Here is a 20124-nt window from a genome sequence, read left to right as displayed (position 1 = left end):
CCCTGACCATGATCCGGGCCATGCTACTGGCGAATCGGTCCATTGACCAGGTAAGTGTGATGTTCACTACCGGTTAGAGGGCTTGCCTTTTGGTTATGGCGGCGACCGTCTAGGGCGTCCCCGCGGTCGGCGGATCGCAGACCTTCCAGCCGTCGTCGGTCCGCTCCAGATCGAAGGTTCTGGCCGATCGCTTCGACGGATCCGCATCGGTGTAGACGGTGGCCTGTGCGATCGCGGTCTTATCGGTGATCCGGATCGCATCGACGCTCGCCACCACCGGAATGTTCTTGCGATCCAGCGATAGCCGGTGCACGCCCGCGAACTGGTCCTCCGGAATGCCCTGATAGAAGTCGTGCAGCTGTCCGCAGGTGGACTTGCGCAGCGCCGCGAGATCGCCGGACTTCAATGCCTCGGTGTAATCGGTGATGCTGGCGCGCACCTTGGCCTCCGGGGAGTTGTCGCCCCGATTCCCGATCAGTACGACCGCCAGCGTGATCACCGCGATGACGGCGACCGCGGCCGCCCCGAGCACCACGAACAACCGGCGCTTCGACCCGGCCGGTGCTTCGGCAGCGGCGGCATCGGCCGGTTGGGCGGGCGGCGTGATCCGCTGTGGTTGCGCCATCGGCCGTGGCTGCGGCGGCCGCGGCTGGACCGGCTGCGCGGGCCGGGTCAGTTGGGTATCCGCCGGTGACGGCGCCGACGCGACCTGACGCTGGCGAGCCGGCGGGCGCGGGGGCGACGGCGCGGTGTCCTCGACCCCGGGTCCCTGCGGGGGTCCTTGCGCTCCCGCCTGCTTCGGCCCGGCCGCCGGCCGCGGCGTACTCGGCGGCTTGGCGACCGGCCCGGGTCGCGCCGCGGATGGTACGACCCGATCGGTGGTACCGGGCTTCGCATCGGTCCGCATCCGCTGCGTCGCGTCTTTATCGACGGGCCGCTGAATCGGCAGTGCCATGGTCTTCTCGGCATCCAGCCTCGAAACCACCGGCATGGCGACGGTCTTGTCATCGGCCCCGGCCAGATCCGGCTCGTCGCCGCCCGCCTCCTCCGGGGGTGTCGAAGCGGTGGCCGCATCCTTGGTACCCGCCGACGGCTTCACCAGTTCGATCCGCGGCATCACTGTGGTCGCCGCATCCGCTCCCGCGTCATCGACCTGATCCGCACTCGCATCGGCGGATGCCGTGGATCCGCTATTCGAATCACGCCGAATCACAACGGTCTCCGCAGGTCCTGCGGATGGTGTAGCAGCGGATGGGGCTGCGCCGGATTGCGTGGCAGCGCGGCCGGACGATCCGGTGGCGCTGGCGGCAGCCGCGGCGGCACCGCTGGCTGGTTTGGCCGTATCACCGGCCGGGGTGGTGCGGCCCGACGATGCGCCAGCTGAGGTTGCGCCGCTGGCCGGAGCAGGCGTGGCGCCGGACGGAGTGGCGGTCCGGCTCGACGCTGCGGCATCGCCAGCCGGTGCGGCGGTGCTGCCGGACGGCCCCGCCGGGCCTCCCGACTCGGCACCCACCGGAGCACCGGGTTTCGTCGCCGCGGTCGCGGTGGGTTCGTTGGGTGCGGATTTGGCGGCGGCCGGGACGGATCCCTTACCTGCATCGGCCGGTCGACCAGCTGCGGAACCGCCCGTGGCAGCGGATGTCGCTGCCGCGCGTGCGGATCGGACCGCAGGACCGCCCTGCTTGATCGCAGCAGTCGGTGCGTCGGGTCCGGCGCCAGCCTTGGTCGGTCCGTCGGTGGCGCCGCCAGCTGTTGGCGTCGATTTGCCGGAGGGAGCCGCGCCGGTCGGTGCGTTGGTGGGGCTGCCGGTCGCTGGTGTCGGCTTGCCGGTGGGAGGCGCGGCAGGTGCGGTGTTGCTCGCGGCGGGGGGTGTGCCCGGTCGGGCCGCAATGTTGGTCGGTCCGTTGGTGGGGGTGCCAGCTGTTGGTGTCGGCGTGCCGGATGCTGCGGCGGTCGGTGCGTTGCCGGGTGCGCCAGCTGTTGGTGTCGGCTTGTTGGAGGGCGCTGCGGCGGATGCGGCTGTGCTTGCGGGTGCGCCAGCTGTTGGTGTGGGCCTGCCCGAGGGAGCCGCGGTGCCCGCTGTGCCGGGGCGGGCGGCATCGGTGGTCGGTGCGTTGGTAGGGCTGCCGGTCGCTGGTGTCGGCTTGCCGGAGGGGTTCGCGGCGGCTGAGGCGGTGCTCGCGGCGGTAGCTGCCGCAGCCGATTCTTCGGCGGTCGCTTCGGCCTCGGTGACGCCGCGCGGGATCGCGACGGTCTTCGCTTCGGAAGTCGGCTTCGCAGCGGGGGAACCACTCGGAGTGCTACCAGTGGACGGTTTCGTCGCGCTCGGGGCGGGGCGGCCCGGGCCGCCAGCGGATCGGCCTGCCGCTGAAGGCTTGGTGGTGCCGCCACCAGCGGATGTGGGCGGCTGTGCACCGGCGGATCCGGCCGGTTGGCCGGGTGCGGCGGCGGCAGGTGGCGTCGGTCGGGGGGCCGCGGCTTCGGCTGGCTTGCCGAGCGCCGCGATATCACCTGTTGAGGCATCAGGAACGCGCGTCGGCGCGGTACCGGCTGGTTGCTTCGGAGCCGGTGGTGTCGCGATCGGCCGGGTCGGCGCGGCGGCCGCGCGTTCCTCGGTGGCTGCGCCAGATGCCCCAGACGTGCCGGGTTCCGACGATGGCTTCGAACCGGATGGCGTCGAGCCCGACGATGGCGTTGATCCCTGCGACGGTGTCGAACCGGATGAGGCTGTCGATCCCGGCGATGGCTTCGAACCGGACGACGGCGTCGGACTCGACGATGACTTCGAACCGGGCGGGGCCGGAATCGGGCGGGTCGGCGCGGCGGCCGCGCGTTGGTCTGCGGAAGCACCGGGCTGGGACGCGCCGGTCGCCGCGGACGGGTTGGGGTTCGATGCGGGTGTCCGGTCCGCGGGCGCGCCGGGGCGCGCGTTATCGGCCGCTCCGGCGGATCGGCCGGTATCTCGTGCCGGGCTCTTCTCGTCGTTCGGGTCGGACACCTACTACCCCTCGGTCGGGCGGAACAGTTGAACTCGACGGCCAGCCTAATCAGCTATTCGTCCAACTGTGAGGATTCCCCCGCGCCGCGGTCCGGGCGGTCGGTGCACAATGAACCGCATGACCTCGTTCGGTGACTTGCTCGGACCGCAACCGGTACTCCTGCCCGAAGACTCCGAAGCAGAGGAGGCGCTGCTCGGGAAGGCTGATCCGGTGCAGGTCGCGGCCGCGCATCCGGCCGCCTCGATCGCATGGGCCCATCTCGCCGAGGCCGCGTTGGCGCGCGGTGGGGCCGAGGGCGATGCGCAGGTGGTCAACCACGACATCGTCGCCGCATACGCGTTCGCGCGCACCGGCTACCACCGCGGCCTCGATCTCTTGCGGCGCAATGGCTGGAAGGGGTTCGGCCCGGTGCCCTGGAGCCATGAGCCCAATCGCGGTTTCCTGCGCAGCGTCGCCGCGCTCGCGCGCGCGGCCAGAGCGGTCGGCGAGACCGAGGAGTACGCGCGCTGCCTAGATCTGTTGGAGGACTGCGACCCACGCGCAGCTGCGGAGCTCGGGCTCGACTGAGACGACGTGAAAGCAGCATCGCGTAGCGATTCGATGGGGGGTGGCGGTCGGGCGACGGGTGGGCTCGACCCGAATTCGCCCGTTGGTGTTGCCCGCGCCAGCAGTATGGAGAAGCTGCGCAGCTCATGGGCGCGGTTGCGGCTGTCCGCGCTGCCGATTTTGCAGTGCGCGGTCGGTGCGGCGCTGGCCTGGTTCATCGCGCACAAGATAGTCGGGCATACCCAGCCTTTCTTCGCACCGACCGCGGCCGTGGTCTCGATCGGCATTTCATTCGGTGCGCGGCTGCGCAGGTCGGTGGAGTTGGTGGTCGGCGTCGCGGTCGGCATCGGCATCGGCGACCTGTTCATCACGCGTGCGGGCACCGGCGTCTGGCAGATCGCCCTCGTGGTCGCGGTGGCCATGGCGCTCGCGGTATTCCTGGACGGTGGATCGATCATCACCATGCAGGCCGCCGGTTCGGCCGTGCTGGTGGCCACCCTGCTGCCGCCCTCGGCGGGCGGCGGCTTCTCGCGCATGATCGACGCGCTGGTCGGCGGATTGGTCGGTGTGGTCGTGGTCGCCGCGATACCGCTGCATCCGGTGCGCCGGGCCCGCGAGCAGGCCGCGGAAGTGCTTGCGGTGATGGGTAAATCGCTGCACGAGTGCGCCGACGGACTGCTCGAACAGGCCCCGGAGAAGATCCGCCTCGCCCTGACCGCCTCCCGCAAGACCCAGCCGCAGATCGACGGCCTGCGCTCCACCCTGGAGGGCGGTCGCGAGATCAGCCGGATCTCTCCGCTCTACTGGAATTCGCGCGCGCGCCTCGACCGCATCCGCGCCACCGCCGATCCGCTCGATAACGCCGTCCGCAACACCAGGGTGCTGCTGCGCCGTTCGCTGACGCTGGTCCAGGACGACGAAATCCTCGATCCCCGACTCATCGAGGAACTCGAGCGCCTGGCCCAGGCCGTCGATGTGGTGCGCCGAATGATGCTCGCCGATCCCGGCCAGCAGCCGGATCAGGCCGAGGCCGCCAGGGTGCTGCGCGGCGTCGCCAAGGCCGCGCGGCCGGAACTCGTTGACGGCGCGGGACTTTCGGCGCATGTGGTCTTCGCGCAAATGCGTTCCATGCTGGTCGATCTGATGCAGGTCTGCGGTATGCGGCGTATCTCCGCAATGGCGCTGCTGCCCCCGACCGTCCCGAATCCGCATGTGCCGCCCGAGCAATAGCCCGACTACTCAGCGGACTTCAGCCATTTTCCATTGTGCGGACCGCCTGCGCGGTCCCAGACGCGCGAAACGGCGATCATCGCGTAGTCCGCTACTCGTGTTCGCGCATCGCCGCGGTCATAGCCTCTAGAGGTAACCGCGGTAACGAGGGGTAGCGCGGTTCGGCGGCTTCGCACGATGGCGAAACGCCCTACCGGCCATATGGTGTGGTGGCCGGGCGGGTAGGGGCGCAGCGTGGTCGAGCGAAGAGGTCGCCCGGTCCGGGAGGTCGGACCGGGCGACCGGTACCCGCGATTCAGTCCACCGGGGACAGGCGTTCCGGACTGCCGCGCAAGGTGAAGCGGCGGCGATCGAAATCCCACAGCCGATAGATCGGCCATTGCACGGTGTGCCCCAGCCAGGCGAAGCCGGCGTAGACCCGGGTCGCCGGCAGGAGGGGATAGCCCCGATTCGTGATGGCGTTCAGTCCGCGCAACTGATAGGTCCAGAATTCACGGGGATTGGTCCGGCGCCGCCGGGCCGAGATCCGCACCCGCTGTTCCGGGAGCTGCTGAATGCGCAGCCCTTTTATCGACAGGCACAGCGCCAGATCCAGATCCTCGTGGATATCGGTCCGAATGGTGGTGTCGCCCTTGACTTCATCCCATGCGGTGCGGCGGATGGCCATATTCGCGCCGTGCATATTGCCGACCGGGCCGCCGAACATGCCCAGCTTCAGCTTCGCCCAGACACCGATGTTCAGGAAGAACGGGACCGGCGAGTCGTGGTAGGTGAAGATACCGGTCGTCGCGGCGACATCCGGATGTGCGGTGGCATAGTCGCGGATGGCCGCACCCCAGTGCGGTTCGACGAAGGTGTCGGCGTCGATGCGGGCAAGGAAATCACCGCGCGCCTTCGCCAGTCCGGTATTGCGTGCGGGGATCAGGCCCCGCGTCTCCTCGTAGACGAGTTCGACCTTCGGATGTGCGGCCGCGTATTCGCGCACGATCGTGTCGGTGCCGTCGGTGCTGCCGTTGTCGACGACGATGATTTCGCTGATGGCTTCCTGGTCGACGAGTCGGTCCAGGCACCGCAGTATGAGCGCGGCTTCGTCGAGAACAGGGATGACCACCGACAGGGTGATGGGGGATGGCGTGCCAGTCATGGCATAACTCCAAGAGGGTCGAGCACAGCTGGAGATGACGACCGCCTGGTTTTGCGGGCGGTCGGAGGCAGGACAGCGCTGTCTACCGCGGGAATGGCGGCGAGTCGGAGAGTGTCGTCGCCGTGGTGTTCGTCAGGCGAGAGTTGAATGCGCCGCTCGTCGCGATCGACCGGTGAGTTCCTTCTCGCAACCTAACCGCTCAAACTTCTTGAGCGGGTGTCGAGGACGATAGTTGGCACGGATGAACAGCGAGATCCCAACGCTGGGAATAGATCGGACCGACCGGTTCGAAAGTGGCTACGTCCAGAACCGGGTCAGCCAGCTGCCGAACCGCGACCAATCCGCGTCGACCCCGGACAGCTCGTACAGCGAGTAGACGGCGTCGAAGAACACCTTGTTGATCGACGGCGTGAACAGCAGCGCGAACAAGATCAGCATGCCGAAGGGCTTGAATTGATCGAGCGCACGCCGGGTCTGATAGCTCAGCGACGGCTCGATCACGCCGTACCCGTCCAACCCGGGCACCGGCAGAATGTTCAAAAGCGTTGCGGTGATTTGCAGAAACGCCAGAAAGCTCAGGCCGTACCAGAACGCGCGATGCGAAGTGTCGCTGCCGAAGTACCGCACGACCACCAACAGCAGCACCGCGCACACCGCGTTCACCGCGGGACCCGCACCGCTGATGATGCGCTGCATGCGCGGGCTGACGTTATGCGTGTGCACGTACACCGCGCCGCCCGGCAATCCGATACCGCCGAGCGCGATGAACACCATCGGCAACACGATCGACAGCAGCGGATGGCTGTATTTCAGCGGATTCAGCGTGAGATACCCCCGCAATTCCACCTCGCGATCGCCCGCCCGCCAGGCCATGAACGCATGCGCGAACTCGTGCAGACACAGTGTGACGATCCAGCCGAAGACGACGAGCAGAAATACCCCGAACTTCGCCCGCGTGGACTGCACGTCGGCACCCCAGGCCAGCACCCCGCCCGCCACGGAGATCGCGATCACCAGCAGGAACACCGGGCTCGGCCGGACGGCCCCGAGTCCGGAGCGGCTCTTCGGGAATGGAATCGTCATCGAACCAGTAGCCAGTTTTCGTGATGCCGATAGAACGACGAGCGCGGCAGAATCCGCTCATTGGCAATGCCGTCGCGGGTCACCACCGCTCCCGGTGTGCCCAGTTGCGCGGCCCGGCCCGCCAGCCAGCGACGTCTGCGCAGGCCCTTGGGTACGGTGGCCCGCACACCGGGCAGTTCGAGCGTCGGGGAGACGAGCATCGCGTTGACCTTGCCGGAGAACAATTGGGCGTCGTCCACATAGGCTTCACCCTCGAGTTTCTCGCCGCCGGGGCCGGTGATCACGGCCCGTCCGACCAGCACCGTGCCGGTGTCGTCACGGATCAGCGGGACTTCGGCTGCGCGGCCCTCCACCGCCCGCTTGGCGGCGGCATTGCCGGTCCCGGTTTGGTAGACGCGCGAGCCGTAGGTCTTGTCGACGGGCACGTAGCCGATCTCCAGATGGAGTCGTTCGGTGCGCATCAGATGGGTCAGCACCGAGGCCAGGGCGGCGTCGTCGCCGAGCACGATCAGCCGGGGCAGGCTGTCGGCGGCGAGGATGGGCAGTAGCTCATCGATGACGCTGTTGTTCGGGATGGCGGTCGTCCGCGAGATCTGCAGTGACGCGAGGGCGATGGGTACCGGTGCGCCGTCGCAACGGAGAACGTGGGTACTCAAACTGCGGTACACCCTCCTCGGTTCGGCCGACATCCCGTCGGCCACCCTCGCCACTTTCCCGGTCGGACCCCTGCTCGTCCGCCAGTGCCACGCAACCATAGTCCTGCCCGACTGCGGCCACACGGTTGTCGAGCCTACGGTGCGATCCGGTTCGATGCCGCCTCGAACGCTTTGGGTAGACTGTGCTTCCGGCCACCGCCTCAGTACGGCAGGTAGCTGCAGCACAGGTGGTTACCCACCCGGTCGGCCGCGCCGACCGCCATCTCCCGGGTGTTGCGCGTCGAACCGTAGGAGACACGACCATGCCGGCAATCGTCCTGATCGGCGCCCAGTGGGGCGACGAGGGTAAGGGCAAAGCAACCGATCTGCTCGGTGGCAGGTTGCAATGGGTGGTTCGCTACCAAGGCGGCAATAACGCCGGTCACACCGTCGTACTGCCCAATGGCGATAAGTTCGCGCTGCATCTGATCCCGTCCGGCATCCTCACCCCGGGCGTGACGAATGTCATCGGCAATGGTGTCGTGGTCGATCCCGGCGTTCTGCTCGCGGAGCTGGCCGGACTGGAGGAGCGTGGCGTCGACACCTCGGGCCTGCTGCTCTCGGCCGACGCGCACCTGATCATGCCGTACCACGTGGCCATCGATAAGGTCACCGAACGCTTCCTCGGCAATAAGAAGATCGGCACCACCGGCCGCGGTATCGGTCCGTGCTACCAGGACAAGGTCGCCCGGGTGGGCGTGCGCGTCGCCGATGTGCTCGACGAGAAGATCCTGACCCAGAAGGTCGAAGCGGCCCTGGAGTTCAAGAACCAGGTGCTGGTGAAGATCTACAACCGCCGCGCGCTCGATCCGCAGCAGGTGGTCGACGAGGTGCTCGCGCAGGCGGACAGCTTCAAGCACCGCATCGCCGACACCCGGCTGGAGCTGAATCTGGCGCTGGAGCGCGGCGAAACCGTGCTGCTGGAGGGCTCGCAGGGCACTCTGCTCGATGTGGACCACGGCACGTATCCGTATGTGACATCGTCCAATCCGACCTCGGGCGGTGCGGCGGTCGGCGCTGGCATCGGACCCAACAAGATCAACACGGTGCTCGGCATCCTGAAGTGCTACACCACCCGCGTCGGATCGGGTCCGTTCCCGACCGAACTGTTCGACAACTTCGGTGAATACCTGGCCAAGCAGGGCGGCGAGGTCGGTGTGACCACCGGCCGGGCCCGCCGGTGCGGCTGGTTCGATGCGGTCATCGCGCGCTACGCGACCCGGGTCAACGGCGTCACCGATTACTTCCTCACCAAACTGGACGTGCTGTCGAGTCTGGAGCGGGTGCCGATCTGTGTCGCATACGAAATCGATGGCAAGCGGGTCGAGCAGATGCCGACCACGCAGACCGAATTCCACCACGCCAAGCCGATTTACGAGGAGATGCCCGGCTGGTGGGAGGACATCTCGCAGGTGCAGACCTTCGAGGAACTGCCCGCCAACGCGCAGGCCTATGTGCTGCGCCTGGAGGAGCTGTCCGGCGCCCGGATTTCCTGCATCGGCGTCGGACCCGGTCGTGACCAGACGATTGTCCGCCACGACGTACTCGGCTAGGGCCGCGACAGCGGAATCGGTGCGCCCGTTCATCGTTCGTTGTCGTCGATCATGATCCGTGACGAACTAAAGTAAGAGCTATGGCTCGGAACTGGCCGATGATCGAGCGCGAGACCGAGTTCGAAGCGATCCGCGCAGCACTCACCGGTACCGAATATGTCGGTGCTGTACTGACCGGAGACGCCGGTGTCGGAAAGACGACACTGGCCAGACAGGCGACGGCCGCCGTGGGCGGCAATATCCGGTGGGTTGCCGGCACGGAATCGGCCCGCAGCATCCCGCTGGGCGTATTCGCCCATATGGTCGGCGTTTACACCGCACACGATCCGGTGACGTTCATGTCCGCCGCGCGCGAGGCACTGCTCGCCGACGGGCACGCGATCATCGGCGTCGATGACGCGCACCTGCTCGACCAGCTCTCGGCGACACTATTGCTGCAGTTGGCGATTGACAAGGCCGCGCATATCGTCGCGACCGTGCGCAGCGGGGTGCAGGTACCCGATGCGGTCACCTCGCTGTGGAAAGACGGCCACCTGCTGCGTACCGACCTCAACCCGTTCACCCAGCAGCAGAGCGTCGATCTGGTCGAGCAGATGCTCGGCGGACAGCTCGAGGGTTTCACCGCCAATCTGATGTGGGAGTCCTCCGGCGGAAATGCCCTGTTCCTCAGGCATTTGGTGGAGGGCGCGCTGGAGGCGGGTTCGCTGCGGCAGGTGAACGGCGTCTGGCAGCTGCGCGGCCGGGCCGCGGTGACCTCGGAATTGGCCGCGCTACTCGAGGATCGGGTCGAACAGCTGCCCGACTCGGTGCTGCGGGTGCTCGAACTGCTCACCTTCTGCGAGCCCATCGACCTCGACGTGCTCGCCGAAGTGGCGGGTGAGGAGGCCGTGGAGGCCGCCGAAACCCGTGGTCTCATCCGGGTTGTCGAGAACGCCAACCAGTTGATCGTGCGCTACAACCATCCGCTGTTCGGTGAGGTCATCCGGCGCAGGCTCGGCATCGCCTCGGCGCGGCGACTGCGCGGCCGGCTGTACTCCTCGCTCAAGGAGCGGCCGATCAATTCCGCCCCGGACCGCATCCGGCTGGCCGAATTGGCCTTGGACAGTGATAAATCCGCCGATCTCGAACTCTTCGAGGCCGCGGCCGCCGATGCGATCGGGTTGGCCAATCTGCCGCTCGGTGAGCGATTCGCCAGGGCCGCGGTGGAACGTCGGGGCGGGGTGGAGGCCGCGGATCTGCTGGCGCGTGCGCTGCTGTGGCAGGGCCATCGCATCGAGGCCGAACGCACCCTGGCCAGCTTCGATCCGGATCAGATGAGCGAGGTGCAGCTGGCCCGCTGGGGCAGCACCCGGGTGTCGAATCTGTTCTGGGCCATGGGCGATGCCGAGCGTGCCGATGAGGTGCTCGCGATGCTGCGGACCAAGGCGCGGCATCCGAAGATCGTCGCGACCTTCGACGGCCTGGCCTCGGCGTGCGCGGTCAATGAGAATCGGCTCGAGGACGCGTTTTCCGCGGCCGAGGCGGTGATGGAGGCCAAAGGCGCACCGCCGTGGGCGGTTTGGTGGGCCTCCTTCGGCGGTGGACTTGCGTTGGCGCTGATGGGCAAGGGCGAGGCGGCGCGACAGTACGCGGCCCGCGGGCATCAGGTGGAGTCGCATATCGATGGGCTCAACCGGTACATCTCGACCCACGCGGAGGTGCTCGCGCTGACCTTCACCGGTGATCTCGAGGCCGCACGTCGTTGTGCCTCAGGGGATTTCGGCTATTCGTCGGCGGGTCAGTACCTGGCTTGGGGTATGTCGAAGATCCTGCAGGGGACCGTCGACGTGGCACAGGGCCGCTTCCTGGACGGGATCGAACATCTCGAACAGGCAGTGGCCGCGCTCACCGCCGAGGGTGCCGCGGCCTGGCACATTCCGGCGAGAATCCGTTTGGCCGAGGCGTATTCGGCACTCGGCCGGGCGCCGGAGGCCGCCGAATCCATTGCCGAGGCCATCGCGCGCGGCGGCAGGCACAGTGCGGTCTACGACCCGCAATTGGAGATCGCGCGGGCCTGCGTCGCCGCCGCGGAGGGCACCGTCACCCCGGCCATTCGACTGGCCATGGGCGCCGCCGATGCGGCGGCCCGCTCACATCAGCACGCCATCGAGGCCATGGCGCTGCATGCGGCCGCCCGCTTCGGTGACCACTCCGCGGCCGGCCGACTCGCCGATCTGGCGGTTCGGGTCGACGGCGGTTTGGTGCAGGTCCAGGCCAGCCATGCGGTGGCCTTGGCCGCCCACGACGGACCCGGCCTGGATGCGGCCGCCGCCCAATTCGAGCGCATCGGTGCCTTGCTCTCGGCGGCCGACGCCGCCGCCCAAGCGGCATCGGCCCATGAGCGCGCCGGAGACCGCCGCCGCCTGCTGGAATCCGCCGCCACCGCGAACCGTCTGGCCGCGGCGTGCGGCGGCGCGAGCACTCCCGCGCTGCGCCAAGCCGCCCAGCCGTTACCGCTCACCTCCCGTGAGCGCGAAATCGCGAATCTCGTTGCGGCCGGGCTGTCCAACCGGCAGATCGCCGACCGCCTCACCGTCTCGGTCCGCACCGTGGAGGGCCACCTCTACCGTGCCTGCATCAAGATGGACGTGACGGACCGGGAATCCCTCGGAGCGCTCATGCGCGGTGAGTCCTCCGGCGGAGCCAGTTGAGGAAGAAAGGGTGGACATCCTCAGCGAGACCATCGCGGCCATCCGCACGGGCAACCCGACCTCCGGGCTGTTCGTCCGGCACGCGCCGTGGGGCCGTGCCTATCCGGTGGTCCCCGGCGCGGGTTTCCATGTGGTGCTGCAGGGTTCGTGCCTGGCGGTGCCGTCCGGCGGGGAACCGATCGCTCTCGGTGTCGGCGATGTCCTGTTCATGCCGCGCGGTGCCGACCATGATCTGGTCGACCGTCTCGACAGTCCGGTCACCGAGCAGGCGCAGCCGGGTGAGCCGCGCGAGATCATCGGACCCGGCGCCCGCACCGCATTGCTCTGCGGCGCATATGAACTCGGCAGGCAGCGCAGTCACCCGCTGCTCGACGAACTCCCGGAATTCATCCATCTCCCGGCACGTCTCGGCCGGCATCCGTCCCTGCGCGCCGCCGTCGACCTGCTCGCCGCCGAGGTCGCCGAACCGAAACAGGGCAGCGATGCCGCCGTTCCCACCATTCTGGAGACCCTGCTCCTGTTCATCCTGCGCGCCTGGTTCGACGAACAGGCCACCGGGGAACCGGCAAACGGTTGGGCCGGTGCGTTCGCCGATCCGGCGGTCGCCGCCGCCCTGCGCGCCGTACACGAAGAACCTGCCCGTGCCTGGACCGTCCCCGACCTCAGCGATATCGCGGGCGTATCCCGCGCCACCCTGGCCCGCCGCTTCGCCGCCACTGTCGGCGAACCGCCCCTGGCCTACGTCACTCGCTGGCGCATGCTCACTGCCGCGCGCCTGCTCCGCGATACCGACAGTCCCCTCGGCGCCGTGGCCCGAAAGGTCGGCTACACCTCGGAATTCGCCTTCGCCAAAGCCTTCAAACGCGAATACGGCCTGCCGCCGGGCCAATACCGCCGCGCCGATGACCAGCCACCGCTGATCGCGGTCTGAAGCTCACCCGGCCTCAGGGCCGGCAAGGTGCGGCTGGCGGCGCCGTCGAGCCTCCCCGCGACCTGCGGCGCTGCCGAATCGGTCGGACGTAACGCGGAGGGCCTGCCATCGCGGCGACAGGGTCGACCGGCAGTAAGGATTCCCGTGGTCGCGAGAGCTCGAGGTGAATCAGCTGAACGGGGTGTGGGGGCGGGGCTGGAGTTCGCCGTCCACGTAGATATCGACCTTCTCGTTGTAGAAGCAGGCGAGGCCCGCGATCTTCTGGCTCTCCGGGAGTGGGGTGCGGTAGCCCCAGACGATGTCCGGGTATTCCTTGTCCGCGATGTGGACGGTCCAGTATTCGGCGGTGCCTTTGTATGGGCAGCTGGTGTGGGTTGGGGAGGAGCTCAGCAGGTCCATGCGGACGTCGGTCAGCGGGAGGTAATACCGCGCGGGAAGGCCGGTTTCGAAGAGGATGCGCGGGGAGTGGGAGTCGGCGACGGTGACGCCCTCGATCTCGACGCGGACGTGGCGCGAGCTGGCGAGGATATCGACCCGCGAATACGGATCGCGAGGGTGGACGTAGACCGGCTCGTCTTCCTCGAACCACTCGTCCATCGAATTCCAGTCCAGCCGCACCAGCTCGTCGAGTTCGGGAATCGGCGAATCATGGTGGCGCAGTGCGGCACCCGGCGCGGTCACACCGTCGAGCACCACATCGTATTCGGTCGCTTCACCGCGACTCGGGGAATGTTTGGTCTTGCCATTGGGCTCGAGCTTCGCGTGCAGATCCGCGACCGGCAGGTAGTACGTCGGATAGTGCGGTCCTTCCCATACCAGCACCGGCCGTACGGTGTCGGCGACCAGCTGTCCGCGCAGGTACACCCGCACCCGTTTCTGCCCGGTCTCGACCTTCACCCGGCCCCGCATCTGATCAGTCATATCTCCCGACCGTACTCCGCCCGGGTTACCGGCCAGGTCAGTCGCCGACGGTGATCTGCCGCGGCGCCGCCTTCTTCAGGGCGTCCAGCAGTTCTGTCAGATCTGTCTCCATGCGGGCGAGGCGGTCGGTATCGAACTCGGATAGTCGGGTGGCGAGTGCGGCGCCGAAGGCGCGGCGGGCGCGCTGCAGCCGGTCACGTCCGGCCGGGGTGAGTTCGACGACGACGGCCCGCGAATCCTGCGGGTCCTTGCCTCGGGTGGCGAATCCGTCCGCGACGAGTCGCCCGATCAGCGCCGTTGCCGCCGGTTGCGAACATCGATCGATGCGGGCGAATTCACTGACCCGCACGGCGCCGTGTTCATCGAGCACCGCCAGTGCCCGCATCACGGCCCGCGGCAGGTCCTCGCCACTGATCACCCCGGCCAGCCGGGTCAGCCGACCGGCGGTGACGAGTAGATTGACGACGCTGTCCTCTGCGGATGTCACCGGAGTCTGCTGCACACCAATATTATTACATAACCTAACTATCTATGGGTCGTGACCCCCTCTACCTGCGGAAACGATAGCGCCCCGGGGAGCGTGAGAGCTCCGCCCGGGGCGCTGCCGGTGGGGTGACTACGCGGGTTGGACGAGCGGTCGGTGCGGCGCGCCGAACAGCTGGGCGTCACCGTGCGCGCGCTTGAAGAACAGGTGCGCGTCGTGCTCCCAGGTAATGGCGATGCCGCCGTGCAGCTGCACCATCTCGGCGACGATGGTGCTGAACGCTTCCGAACAGTGCAGGCGAGCCGCCCAGACATCCTCGGCCGCCGACGCCGACGCCGACCGCTCCGCGACGGCGGTGGTCGCCGCGTATGAGGTGGACTTGGCCGATTCCACCAGCACATACATATCCGCCATGCGGTGCTTGAGCGCCTGGAAGCTGCCGATCGCGCGACCGAACTGCACCCGTGACTTGGTGTACTCGACCGTCAATTCCAGGCAGCGCTCGGCCGCGCCCACCTGCTCGGCCGCGATGGCGGCCCAGGCGATTTCGTGCAGTCGCGCGGTGACGGCGGCGGGATCGCCGGTCCCGAGCCGTCGCCCTGCGACGCCGGTGAAGGTGATTTCGGCGAGCTTGCGGGTCGGATCCATGGTCGGTACCGCATGCCGGGACACGCCGTCGGCCGCGGCATCGACCTCGAAAAATCCCGTCGGGGTCACCACGACAAGGGTGTCGGCGTGCAACCCGTCGAGAACATAGTGCGCTGTGCCGGACAGTATTTCGCCATCTGCATGCACGCCGGGCACCGTCCAGCCGTCCGCGCCCGCCCAGCAGACGGCGATCGTCCTCGCGCCCTCGGCGACCTCCGGCAGCAGCCGCTCACATGCGTCGATGTCGCCGGAGAGCAGCACCGCCTGCGCGCCGAGCACGGCCGAACCGAGCATCGGCACCCCGGCGAGCGTGCGTCCCAATTCGGTGACCACCAGCAGGGATTCGACCAGACTCGCGCCGAATCCGCCGTATTCCTCGGGAATCGCCAGCGCGGCGACGCCGACCTGCTCGCACAACAGCCGCCACAGCTTCTCGTCGTAGCCGAGCTCGGATTCCATGCCCGCGCGCACCGCCGCGGAGCCCGCGTGCTTGGTCAGCAGCGCTCGGACCGATGCGATGAATTCCTGATGCTCGGTGCTCATGCGGAACCTCGCAGAGCCTCGGCGATCCGGGCGCGATGCAGATCCGGTGTGCCCCAGGCCGACCGAAGCGCCGTCACCCTGGTCAGCCACAGCGACAGGTCGTACTCGGCGGTGTAGCCGATGGCGCCGTGCACCTGTAGCGCCGCCCGCGCGGCGCGATAGGCCGCGTCACCGCAGGCGACCACCGCCGCCGAAACGTCTCGGCCGCGTGTGGTCTCGCCCATGGTCAGCGCCGCCCGGTAGAGCAGCGGCTCGGCCAGATCCAGCCCGATCAGCACATCGGCCAACTTCTGCTTGACGGCCTGGAATTCCCCGATCGGCTTGCCGAACTGCTTGCGCTGCTTGGCATATTCGGTCGCGGCGGCCAAGAGCGCCCGACCCGCGCCCAGCAGCTGCGCCGCATTGGCCAGCGCCCCGGTATCGAAGGCGGCAGCGATGGCGGGCCGTACCTGATCGCTCTCGGCCACTACCTCATCTGCTTCGACGGTGAACAGCCGTCGCGCCGGATCTACCGACCGCACCAGCCCCGTCCGGTGCGCGGTGCGCAGCTGATCACCGTCCGCGATCAGCACCACCTCGGCGGCATCCGCATCCAATGCGACCGTGCCGTGCGCTGGTGACGCAAATGCCAGCGTGCCCAACGACGCACCGTCGGCGAAGCCGGGCAGCCAGCGCGCGGCCAGCGCGGTATCCGGAAGGGCCTGCAGCAGTGCGGGTATCGCGGCCGCCGTCTCCACCAGGGGGCCGGGCGCGGCGGACCGGCCGATCTCCTGGAATGCGACGACCAGATCGATCGGCTCCGCGTCCATGCCGCCGTGCCGCTCCTCGATGGCAAGGCCGAGCGCTCCCGCACCGGCCAACTGCCGGATGAGCCCGCGGCCGGGTTGCGGATCTCCACTGGCCCACAACCGTACGGCCGCGGGGGTGCGTCCGGCATCGAGCAGCTTGCGCAGGCTGGTGCCGAAGTCGAGTTGTTCCGGGCTGAGCGCGAATCTCATCGGCTGCTCCCTCTCGGTAATCCGAGCAGCCGCTCGGCGATGATATTGCGCTGAATCTCGTTGGTACCGGCGTAGATCGGGCCGGACAGCGAGAACAGATAGCCGTCGGTCCACGGCCCGGACCGTTCGGCCGCGCCGCCGAGTACCTCCAGTGCGGTCTCGTGCATGGCGATATCGAGTTCGGACCAGAACACCTTGGTGATCGACGATTCCGCGCCCAGCTTGCCGCCCTCGTTCAGCCGGGTGACCGTGCCGAAGGTGTGCAGTCGATAGGCCTCGCTGCCGATCCAGGCGTCGACCACCGCATCGCGCTGCGCGGTATTGGTGTGATCGCCGGTATCGAGCCACAGGTCGATCAGCCGCTGCGCGGTCGCGCTGAAGCGGCCCGGACTGCGCAGCGACAGGCCGCGCTCATTGCTCGAGGTGCTCATCGCGACCCGCCAGCCGTCACCGGGCTCGCCGATCACATCGCGATCCGGCACGAAGACATCGTCGAGGAAGATCTCCGCGAATCCGGGCTCACCGTCCAACTGCGGGATCGGCCGCACCGAAACACCATCCGCCGAGAGCGGGAACATCACATAGGTGAGTCCGCGATGCCGCTCGGCGTCGGGATCACTGCGGAACAGCCCGAAGGCCCAGTCCGCGAACGACGCTCGTGAACTCCAGGTCTTCTGTCCGCTCAGCAGCCAGCCGCCGGTGGTGCGGCTCGCGGTCGAGCGGATACCGGCCAGATCGCTGCCCGCCTCCGGCTCGGACCAGGCCTGTGCCCAGATATCGTCGCCGCGCGCCATCCGCGGCATGATCCGGTCCAGCTGCTCCGGGGTGCCGTGCTCGAAAAGCGTCGGTGCCAAGAGGAAGATGCCATTCTGGCTGACCCGCCCCGGCGCAGCGGCGGCGTAATACTCCTGCTCGAAGAGCACCCACTCCAGCAGCGAGGCATCGCGTCCGCCGTACTCCCGCTGCCAGGAGACGACCGATAGGCGCGCATCGGCGAGGGTGCGTTCCCATTCGCGATGCGCCTCGAAACCGGCCTTGGTATCCATCGAGGGCAGCGGTTTCGCGGGTTTGTTGGCGGCGAGGAAGTCGCGAACTTCCTGTTGGAATTCGCGGGTCGCCTGATCGAGATCCAGATCCACTACGTTGTCCCGTTCTGCTCGGACGTCGACTTGGTGGTCACCGAGGCCGATGCGGAGGCCGAAGTGGTCGCGGTGCTCTTCATCGACTTGGCGTTCATGCCGCCGAGTGAATCCGCGCCGACCTCGGCATTGTGCGCGTGCGCGAAATGGTGCAGGCCGAATGCCGAATCCATGCCCGCGCGCATACCCATCAGATCCTCGGCCTGGTTGACCGCCTTCTTGGTCAGCGCCAGCCCGAATTGCGGCATGGTGGCAATCTTTTCGGCCAGCGCGAGAGTTTCGGTTTCGAGTTCGGCGCGCGGCACGACGCGATTGACCATGCCCCATTCCTTGGCCTGGGCCGCATCGAAGCGATCCCCGGTGAACAGGAATTCCTTGGCCGCGCGCGGCCCCATCACCCACGGATGCGCGAAATACTCCACCCCCGGAATGCCCATGCGGACAACGGGATCGGAGAAGAACGCGTCATCGGAGGCGATAATGAGATCGCAGACCCAGGCCAGCATGAGCCCGCCCGCGATACACGCGCCCTGCACCATCGCGATGGTCGGCTTGGGGATTTCCCGCCAGCGCCGGCACATCCCCAGGTACACCTCGGTCTCGCGGGCGAAGCGCTGATCGCCGCCGACCCGGTCGACATGGTCCCACCACAGCGTGGCCTTGTTCTGATAGCGCACATGGTGATCGCGCCCCGGCGTGCCGATGTCATGGCCCGCGCTGAAATGTTTTCCGTTGCCCGCCAGGACGATCACCTTGACCTCGGCGTCTTCGACGGCACGCTCGAACGCGGCATCGAGGGCATAGGTCATCACCGAATTCTGCGCGTTGCGGTAGTCCGGCCGGTTCAGCGTGACGATCGCGATCGGGCCGCGCCGCTCATAGATGACGACGTCTCCCTCATCGGGAACACCGTTCTCGTCGGACATTACGACTTCTCCTCACGTAGTTGACGCTTGAGCACTTTCCCGGCCGCGCTATAGGGCAGTTGGTCCCGGAATTCGATGAATCGCGGCACCTTGAAATTGGCCAGCACGGTGCTCGCGTGCGCGCGCACCTGCTCCTCGGTAAGCGCGGCACCCGGTTTGCGCACCACGAATGCCTTGCCCACCTCACCCATTCGGGTATCCGGCACCCCGATGACCGCGGATTCGGCCACGCCGTCGAGCCGGGCCAGTGCCTGCTCGATCTCGGCCGGATACACATTGAAACCGCCGGAGATGTACATATCCTTGAGCCGGTCGGTGATCTTCAGGTACCCGCGCTCGTCGAGTGTGCCGATATCGCCGGTGTGCAGCCAGCCTTCGGCATCGATGGTTTCGGCGGTGCTCTCCGGATCGTTGAGGTAGCCGAGCATCACATTCGGCCCGCGCAGCAATACTTCGCCCTCTGGGCTCAGCCGCAATTCGAAATCGGCGATCGGGCGGCCACAGGTGCCCGCGATGGTGGCGGCATCGTCATCGGCCCGGCACATGGTGCCGAATCCGGCGGCCTCGGACAATCCATAGCCGGTGATGACCACAGTGAAATCGAGTTCCGAGCGCATGCGCTCGACCAGTACCACCGGCACGGTCGCCGCACCGGTCACCGCGACGCGCAAGGTGCTCAGGTCGTAGTTGTCCCGGTCCGGGAAGTCGAGAATGGTCTGGTAGATGGTCGGCGGTCCGGGCAGCACGGTGATCTTCTCGTCGCCGACCAGGCGCATGGTCGCGGGCACATCGAAGGTCGCCTGCGGAATGACCGTCGCGCCGGTCACCAGGCAGGCGAGTATGCCCGCCTTGTAGCCGAAGTTGTGGAAGAACGGGCTGACGACCAGATAGCGATCGGAGCCGGTCAAGGTGGTGCACTCGGCCCATGCGCGCACCACCGACAGCGCCTGCCGATGCGCGACCAGGGTGCCCTTGCTGCGTCCGGTGGTGCCGGAGGTGAACAGGATGTCGGAAATATCCTCCGGGTCGACGCCTTCGGCGCGCCGCACGGCCTCGGCCACCGAGACCGATTCGGCGATACCGGCGAGCTGCGACCAGTTGACGGCCGCGGCGTCGGTGGTTTCGGTGCCCGGCTCCACCGGGATGACCACCACCGTGTCGATACGCAATTCCGGTGCGGCGGAGCGCAATTCAGCGAGCCGATCCCGGCCGAGGAAGGTTCCGGCGATGAACAGCGCCTTGGCCTCGACGCGCTCGAGCACATCGGCGGCCTCATCGGCGACATAGCGGGTATTGAGCGGTACCAAGGCCGCGCCCGCGTAGTGCGCGCCCAGCGCGGCGACCACCCAGTGGTAGGTGTTCGGTGCCCACATGGCGACTCGGTCGCCCGACTGCACGCCGCGGGCTATGAGCGCCCGCGCCACCTCCTGCACCGCCGTCAGCAACTGCGTCCAGTCGAGCCGGACCGGGCCGTCGCCGAGGGCGGGCGCGGCGCCGAAGGAGCGCGCGGCATCGTGCAGTGCCATGGGTGTCGTTTGTGCAGGGGTTGTCACGGTTGTCCTCACCGTCGGCGGGGTCTTTTGCTGCCTTTGCT

The 20124-nt window shown here is 67.8% G+C and carries 17 protein-coding genes; 6 read left to right on the top strand and 11 right to left on the bottom strand.

Annotated elements, in window-relative coordinates; all coding sequences use genetic code 11:
- Positions 1-109: 109 nt before the first annotated feature.
- Complete coding sequence (locus ACQP2D_RS41520; RefSeq protein WP_433681346.1) at positions 110-1213, bottom strand: Rv0361 family membrane protein; 1104 nt, start codon at positions 1211-1213, stop codon at positions 110-112.
- A 58-nt stretch (positions 1214-1271) separates the two neighbouring features.
- On the opposite strand from ACQP2D_RS41520, the gene ACQP2D_RS41515 reads away from it, so the two are divergent.
- From ACQP2D_RS41515 to ACQP2D_RS41505, 3 genes are all read left to right on the top strand, one after another.
- Positions 1272-3029, top strand: coding sequence for a hypothetical protein (locus ACQP2D_RS41515; protein WP_433681345.1), 1758 nt, complete (start codon positions 1272-1274; stop codon positions 3027-3029).
- 87 nt (positions 3030-3116) lie between these two features.
- Entirely contained in the window at positions 3117-3566 is a 450-nt protein-coding gene (locus ACQP2D_RS41510) for a DUF3151 domain-containing protein (protein WP_433681344.1), read from the top strand.
- Between the two features lie 105 nt (positions 3567-3671).
- Positions 3672-4775: an FUSC family protein gene (locus ACQP2D_RS41505; RefSeq protein ID WP_433685925.1), complete on the top strand. Its 1104-nt coding sequence runs from the start codon at positions 3672-3674 to the stop codon at positions 4773-4775.
- A gap of 295 nt (positions 4776-5070) precedes the next feature.
- Here the strand turns inward: ACQP2D_RS41505 and ACQP2D_RS41500 are convergent, their stop codons facing one another.
- The 3 genes from ACQP2D_RS41500 to ACQP2D_RS41490 all read right to left on the bottom strand — a co-directional run bounded on the left by ACQP2D_RS41500 (position 5071) and on the right by ACQP2D_RS41490 (position 7658).
- On the bottom strand, positions 5071-5919 hold the full coding sequence (locus ACQP2D_RS41500) for a glycosyltransferase family 2 protein (protein ID WP_433681343.1): 849 nt from the start codon (positions 5917-5919) through the stop codon (positions 5071-5073).
- Positions 5920-6216: 297 nt separating this feature from the next.
- Entirely contained in the window at positions 6217-7002 is a 786-nt protein-coding gene (locus tag ACQP2D_RS41495) for a site-2 protease family protein (protein ID WP_433681342.1), read from the bottom strand.
- Positions 6999-7658, bottom strand: a complete 660-nt coding sequence (locus ACQP2D_RS41490) for a hypothetical protein (RefSeq protein ID WP_433681341.1) — start codon at positions 7656-7658, stop codon at positions 6999-7001. Before ACQP2D_RS41490 ends, ACQP2D_RS41495 begins: the two co-directional genes overlap by 4 nt.
- Positions 7659-7960: 302 nt before the next feature.
- Here ACQP2D_RS41490 and ACQP2D_RS41485 point away from each other — a divergent pair, with 302 nt between their 5' ends.
- The 3 genes from ACQP2D_RS41485 (at position 7961) to ACQP2D_RS41475 (ending at position 12871) form a co-directional block, all read left to right on the top strand.
- A complete protein-coding gene (locus tag ACQP2D_RS41485; protein ID WP_433681340.1) occupies positions 7961-9250 on the top strand; it encodes an adenylosuccinate synthase in 1290 nt (429 codons plus the stop codon).
- 80 nt (positions 9251-9330) lie between these two features.
- Entirely contained in the window at positions 9331-11940 is a 2610-nt protein-coding gene (locus ACQP2D_RS41480) for a LuxR C-terminal-related transcriptional regulator (RefSeq protein ID WP_433681339.1), read from the top strand.
- Between the two features lie 10 nt (positions 11941-11950).
- On the top strand, positions 11951-12871 hold the full coding sequence (locus ACQP2D_RS41475; RefSeq protein WP_433681338.1) for an AraC family transcriptional regulator: 921 nt from the start codon (positions 11951-11953) through the stop codon (positions 12869-12871).
- Positions 12872-13039: 168 nt separating this feature from the next.
- Here the strand turns inward: ACQP2D_RS41475 and ACQP2D_RS41470 are convergent, their stop codons facing one another.
- From ACQP2D_RS41470 to ACQP2D_RS41440, 7 genes are all read right to left on the bottom strand, one after another.
- Positions 13040-13792: a DUF427 domain-containing protein gene (locus ACQP2D_RS41470; protein ID WP_433681337.1), complete on the bottom strand. Its 753-nt coding sequence runs from the start codon at positions 13790-13792 to the stop codon at positions 13040-13042.
- 37 nt (positions 13793-13829) lie between these two features.
- Positions 13830-14294, bottom strand: coding sequence for a MarR family winged helix-turn-helix transcriptional regulator (locus tag ACQP2D_RS41465; RefSeq protein WP_433681336.1), 465 nt, complete (start codon positions 14292-14294; stop codon positions 13830-13832).
- A gap of 114 nt (positions 14295-14408) precedes the next feature.
- Positions 14409-15467 carry an acyl-CoA dehydrogenase family protein gene (locus ACQP2D_RS41460; protein WP_433681335.1) on the bottom strand — a complete coding sequence of 353 codons (1059 nt, stop codon included), beginning with the start codon at positions 15465-15467 and terminating at the stop codon, positions 14409-14411.
- A complete protein-coding gene (locus tag ACQP2D_RS41455; RefSeq protein ID WP_433681334.1) occupies positions 15464-16465 on the bottom strand; it encodes an acyl-CoA dehydrogenase family protein in 1002 nt (333 codons plus the stop codon). The genes ACQP2D_RS41460 and ACQP2D_RS41455 overlap by 4 nt, the downstream gene beginning before the upstream one ends.
- On the bottom strand, positions 16462-17604 hold the full coding sequence (locus ACQP2D_RS41450; protein ID WP_433681333.1) for an acyl-CoA dehydrogenase family protein: 1143 nt from the start codon (positions 17602-17604) through the stop codon (positions 16462-16464). Before ACQP2D_RS41450 ends, ACQP2D_RS41455 begins: the two co-directional genes overlap by 4 nt.
- Positions 17604-18530: an enoyl-CoA hydratase gene (locus tag ACQP2D_RS41445; protein WP_433681332.1), complete on the bottom strand. Its 927-nt coding sequence runs from the start codon at positions 18528-18530 to the stop codon at positions 17604-17606. The genes ACQP2D_RS41450 and ACQP2D_RS41445 overlap by 1 nt, the downstream gene beginning before the upstream one ends.
- On the bottom strand, positions 18530-20083 hold the full coding sequence (locus ACQP2D_RS41440) for a FadD3 family acyl-CoA ligase (protein WP_433681331.1): 1554 nt from the start codon (positions 20081-20083) through the stop codon (positions 18530-18532). The genes ACQP2D_RS41445 and ACQP2D_RS41440 overlap by 1 nt, the downstream gene beginning before the upstream one ends.
- Between the last annotated feature and the right edge of the window lie 41 nt (positions 20084-20124).

This window comes from Nocardia sp. CA-119907, assembly GCF_050955995.1.
Classification (GTDB): Bacteria; Actinomycetota; Actinomycetes; order Mycobacteriales; family Mycobacteriaceae; genus Nocardia.
This window is presented reverse-complemented; position numbering and strand designations above follow the sequence as displayed.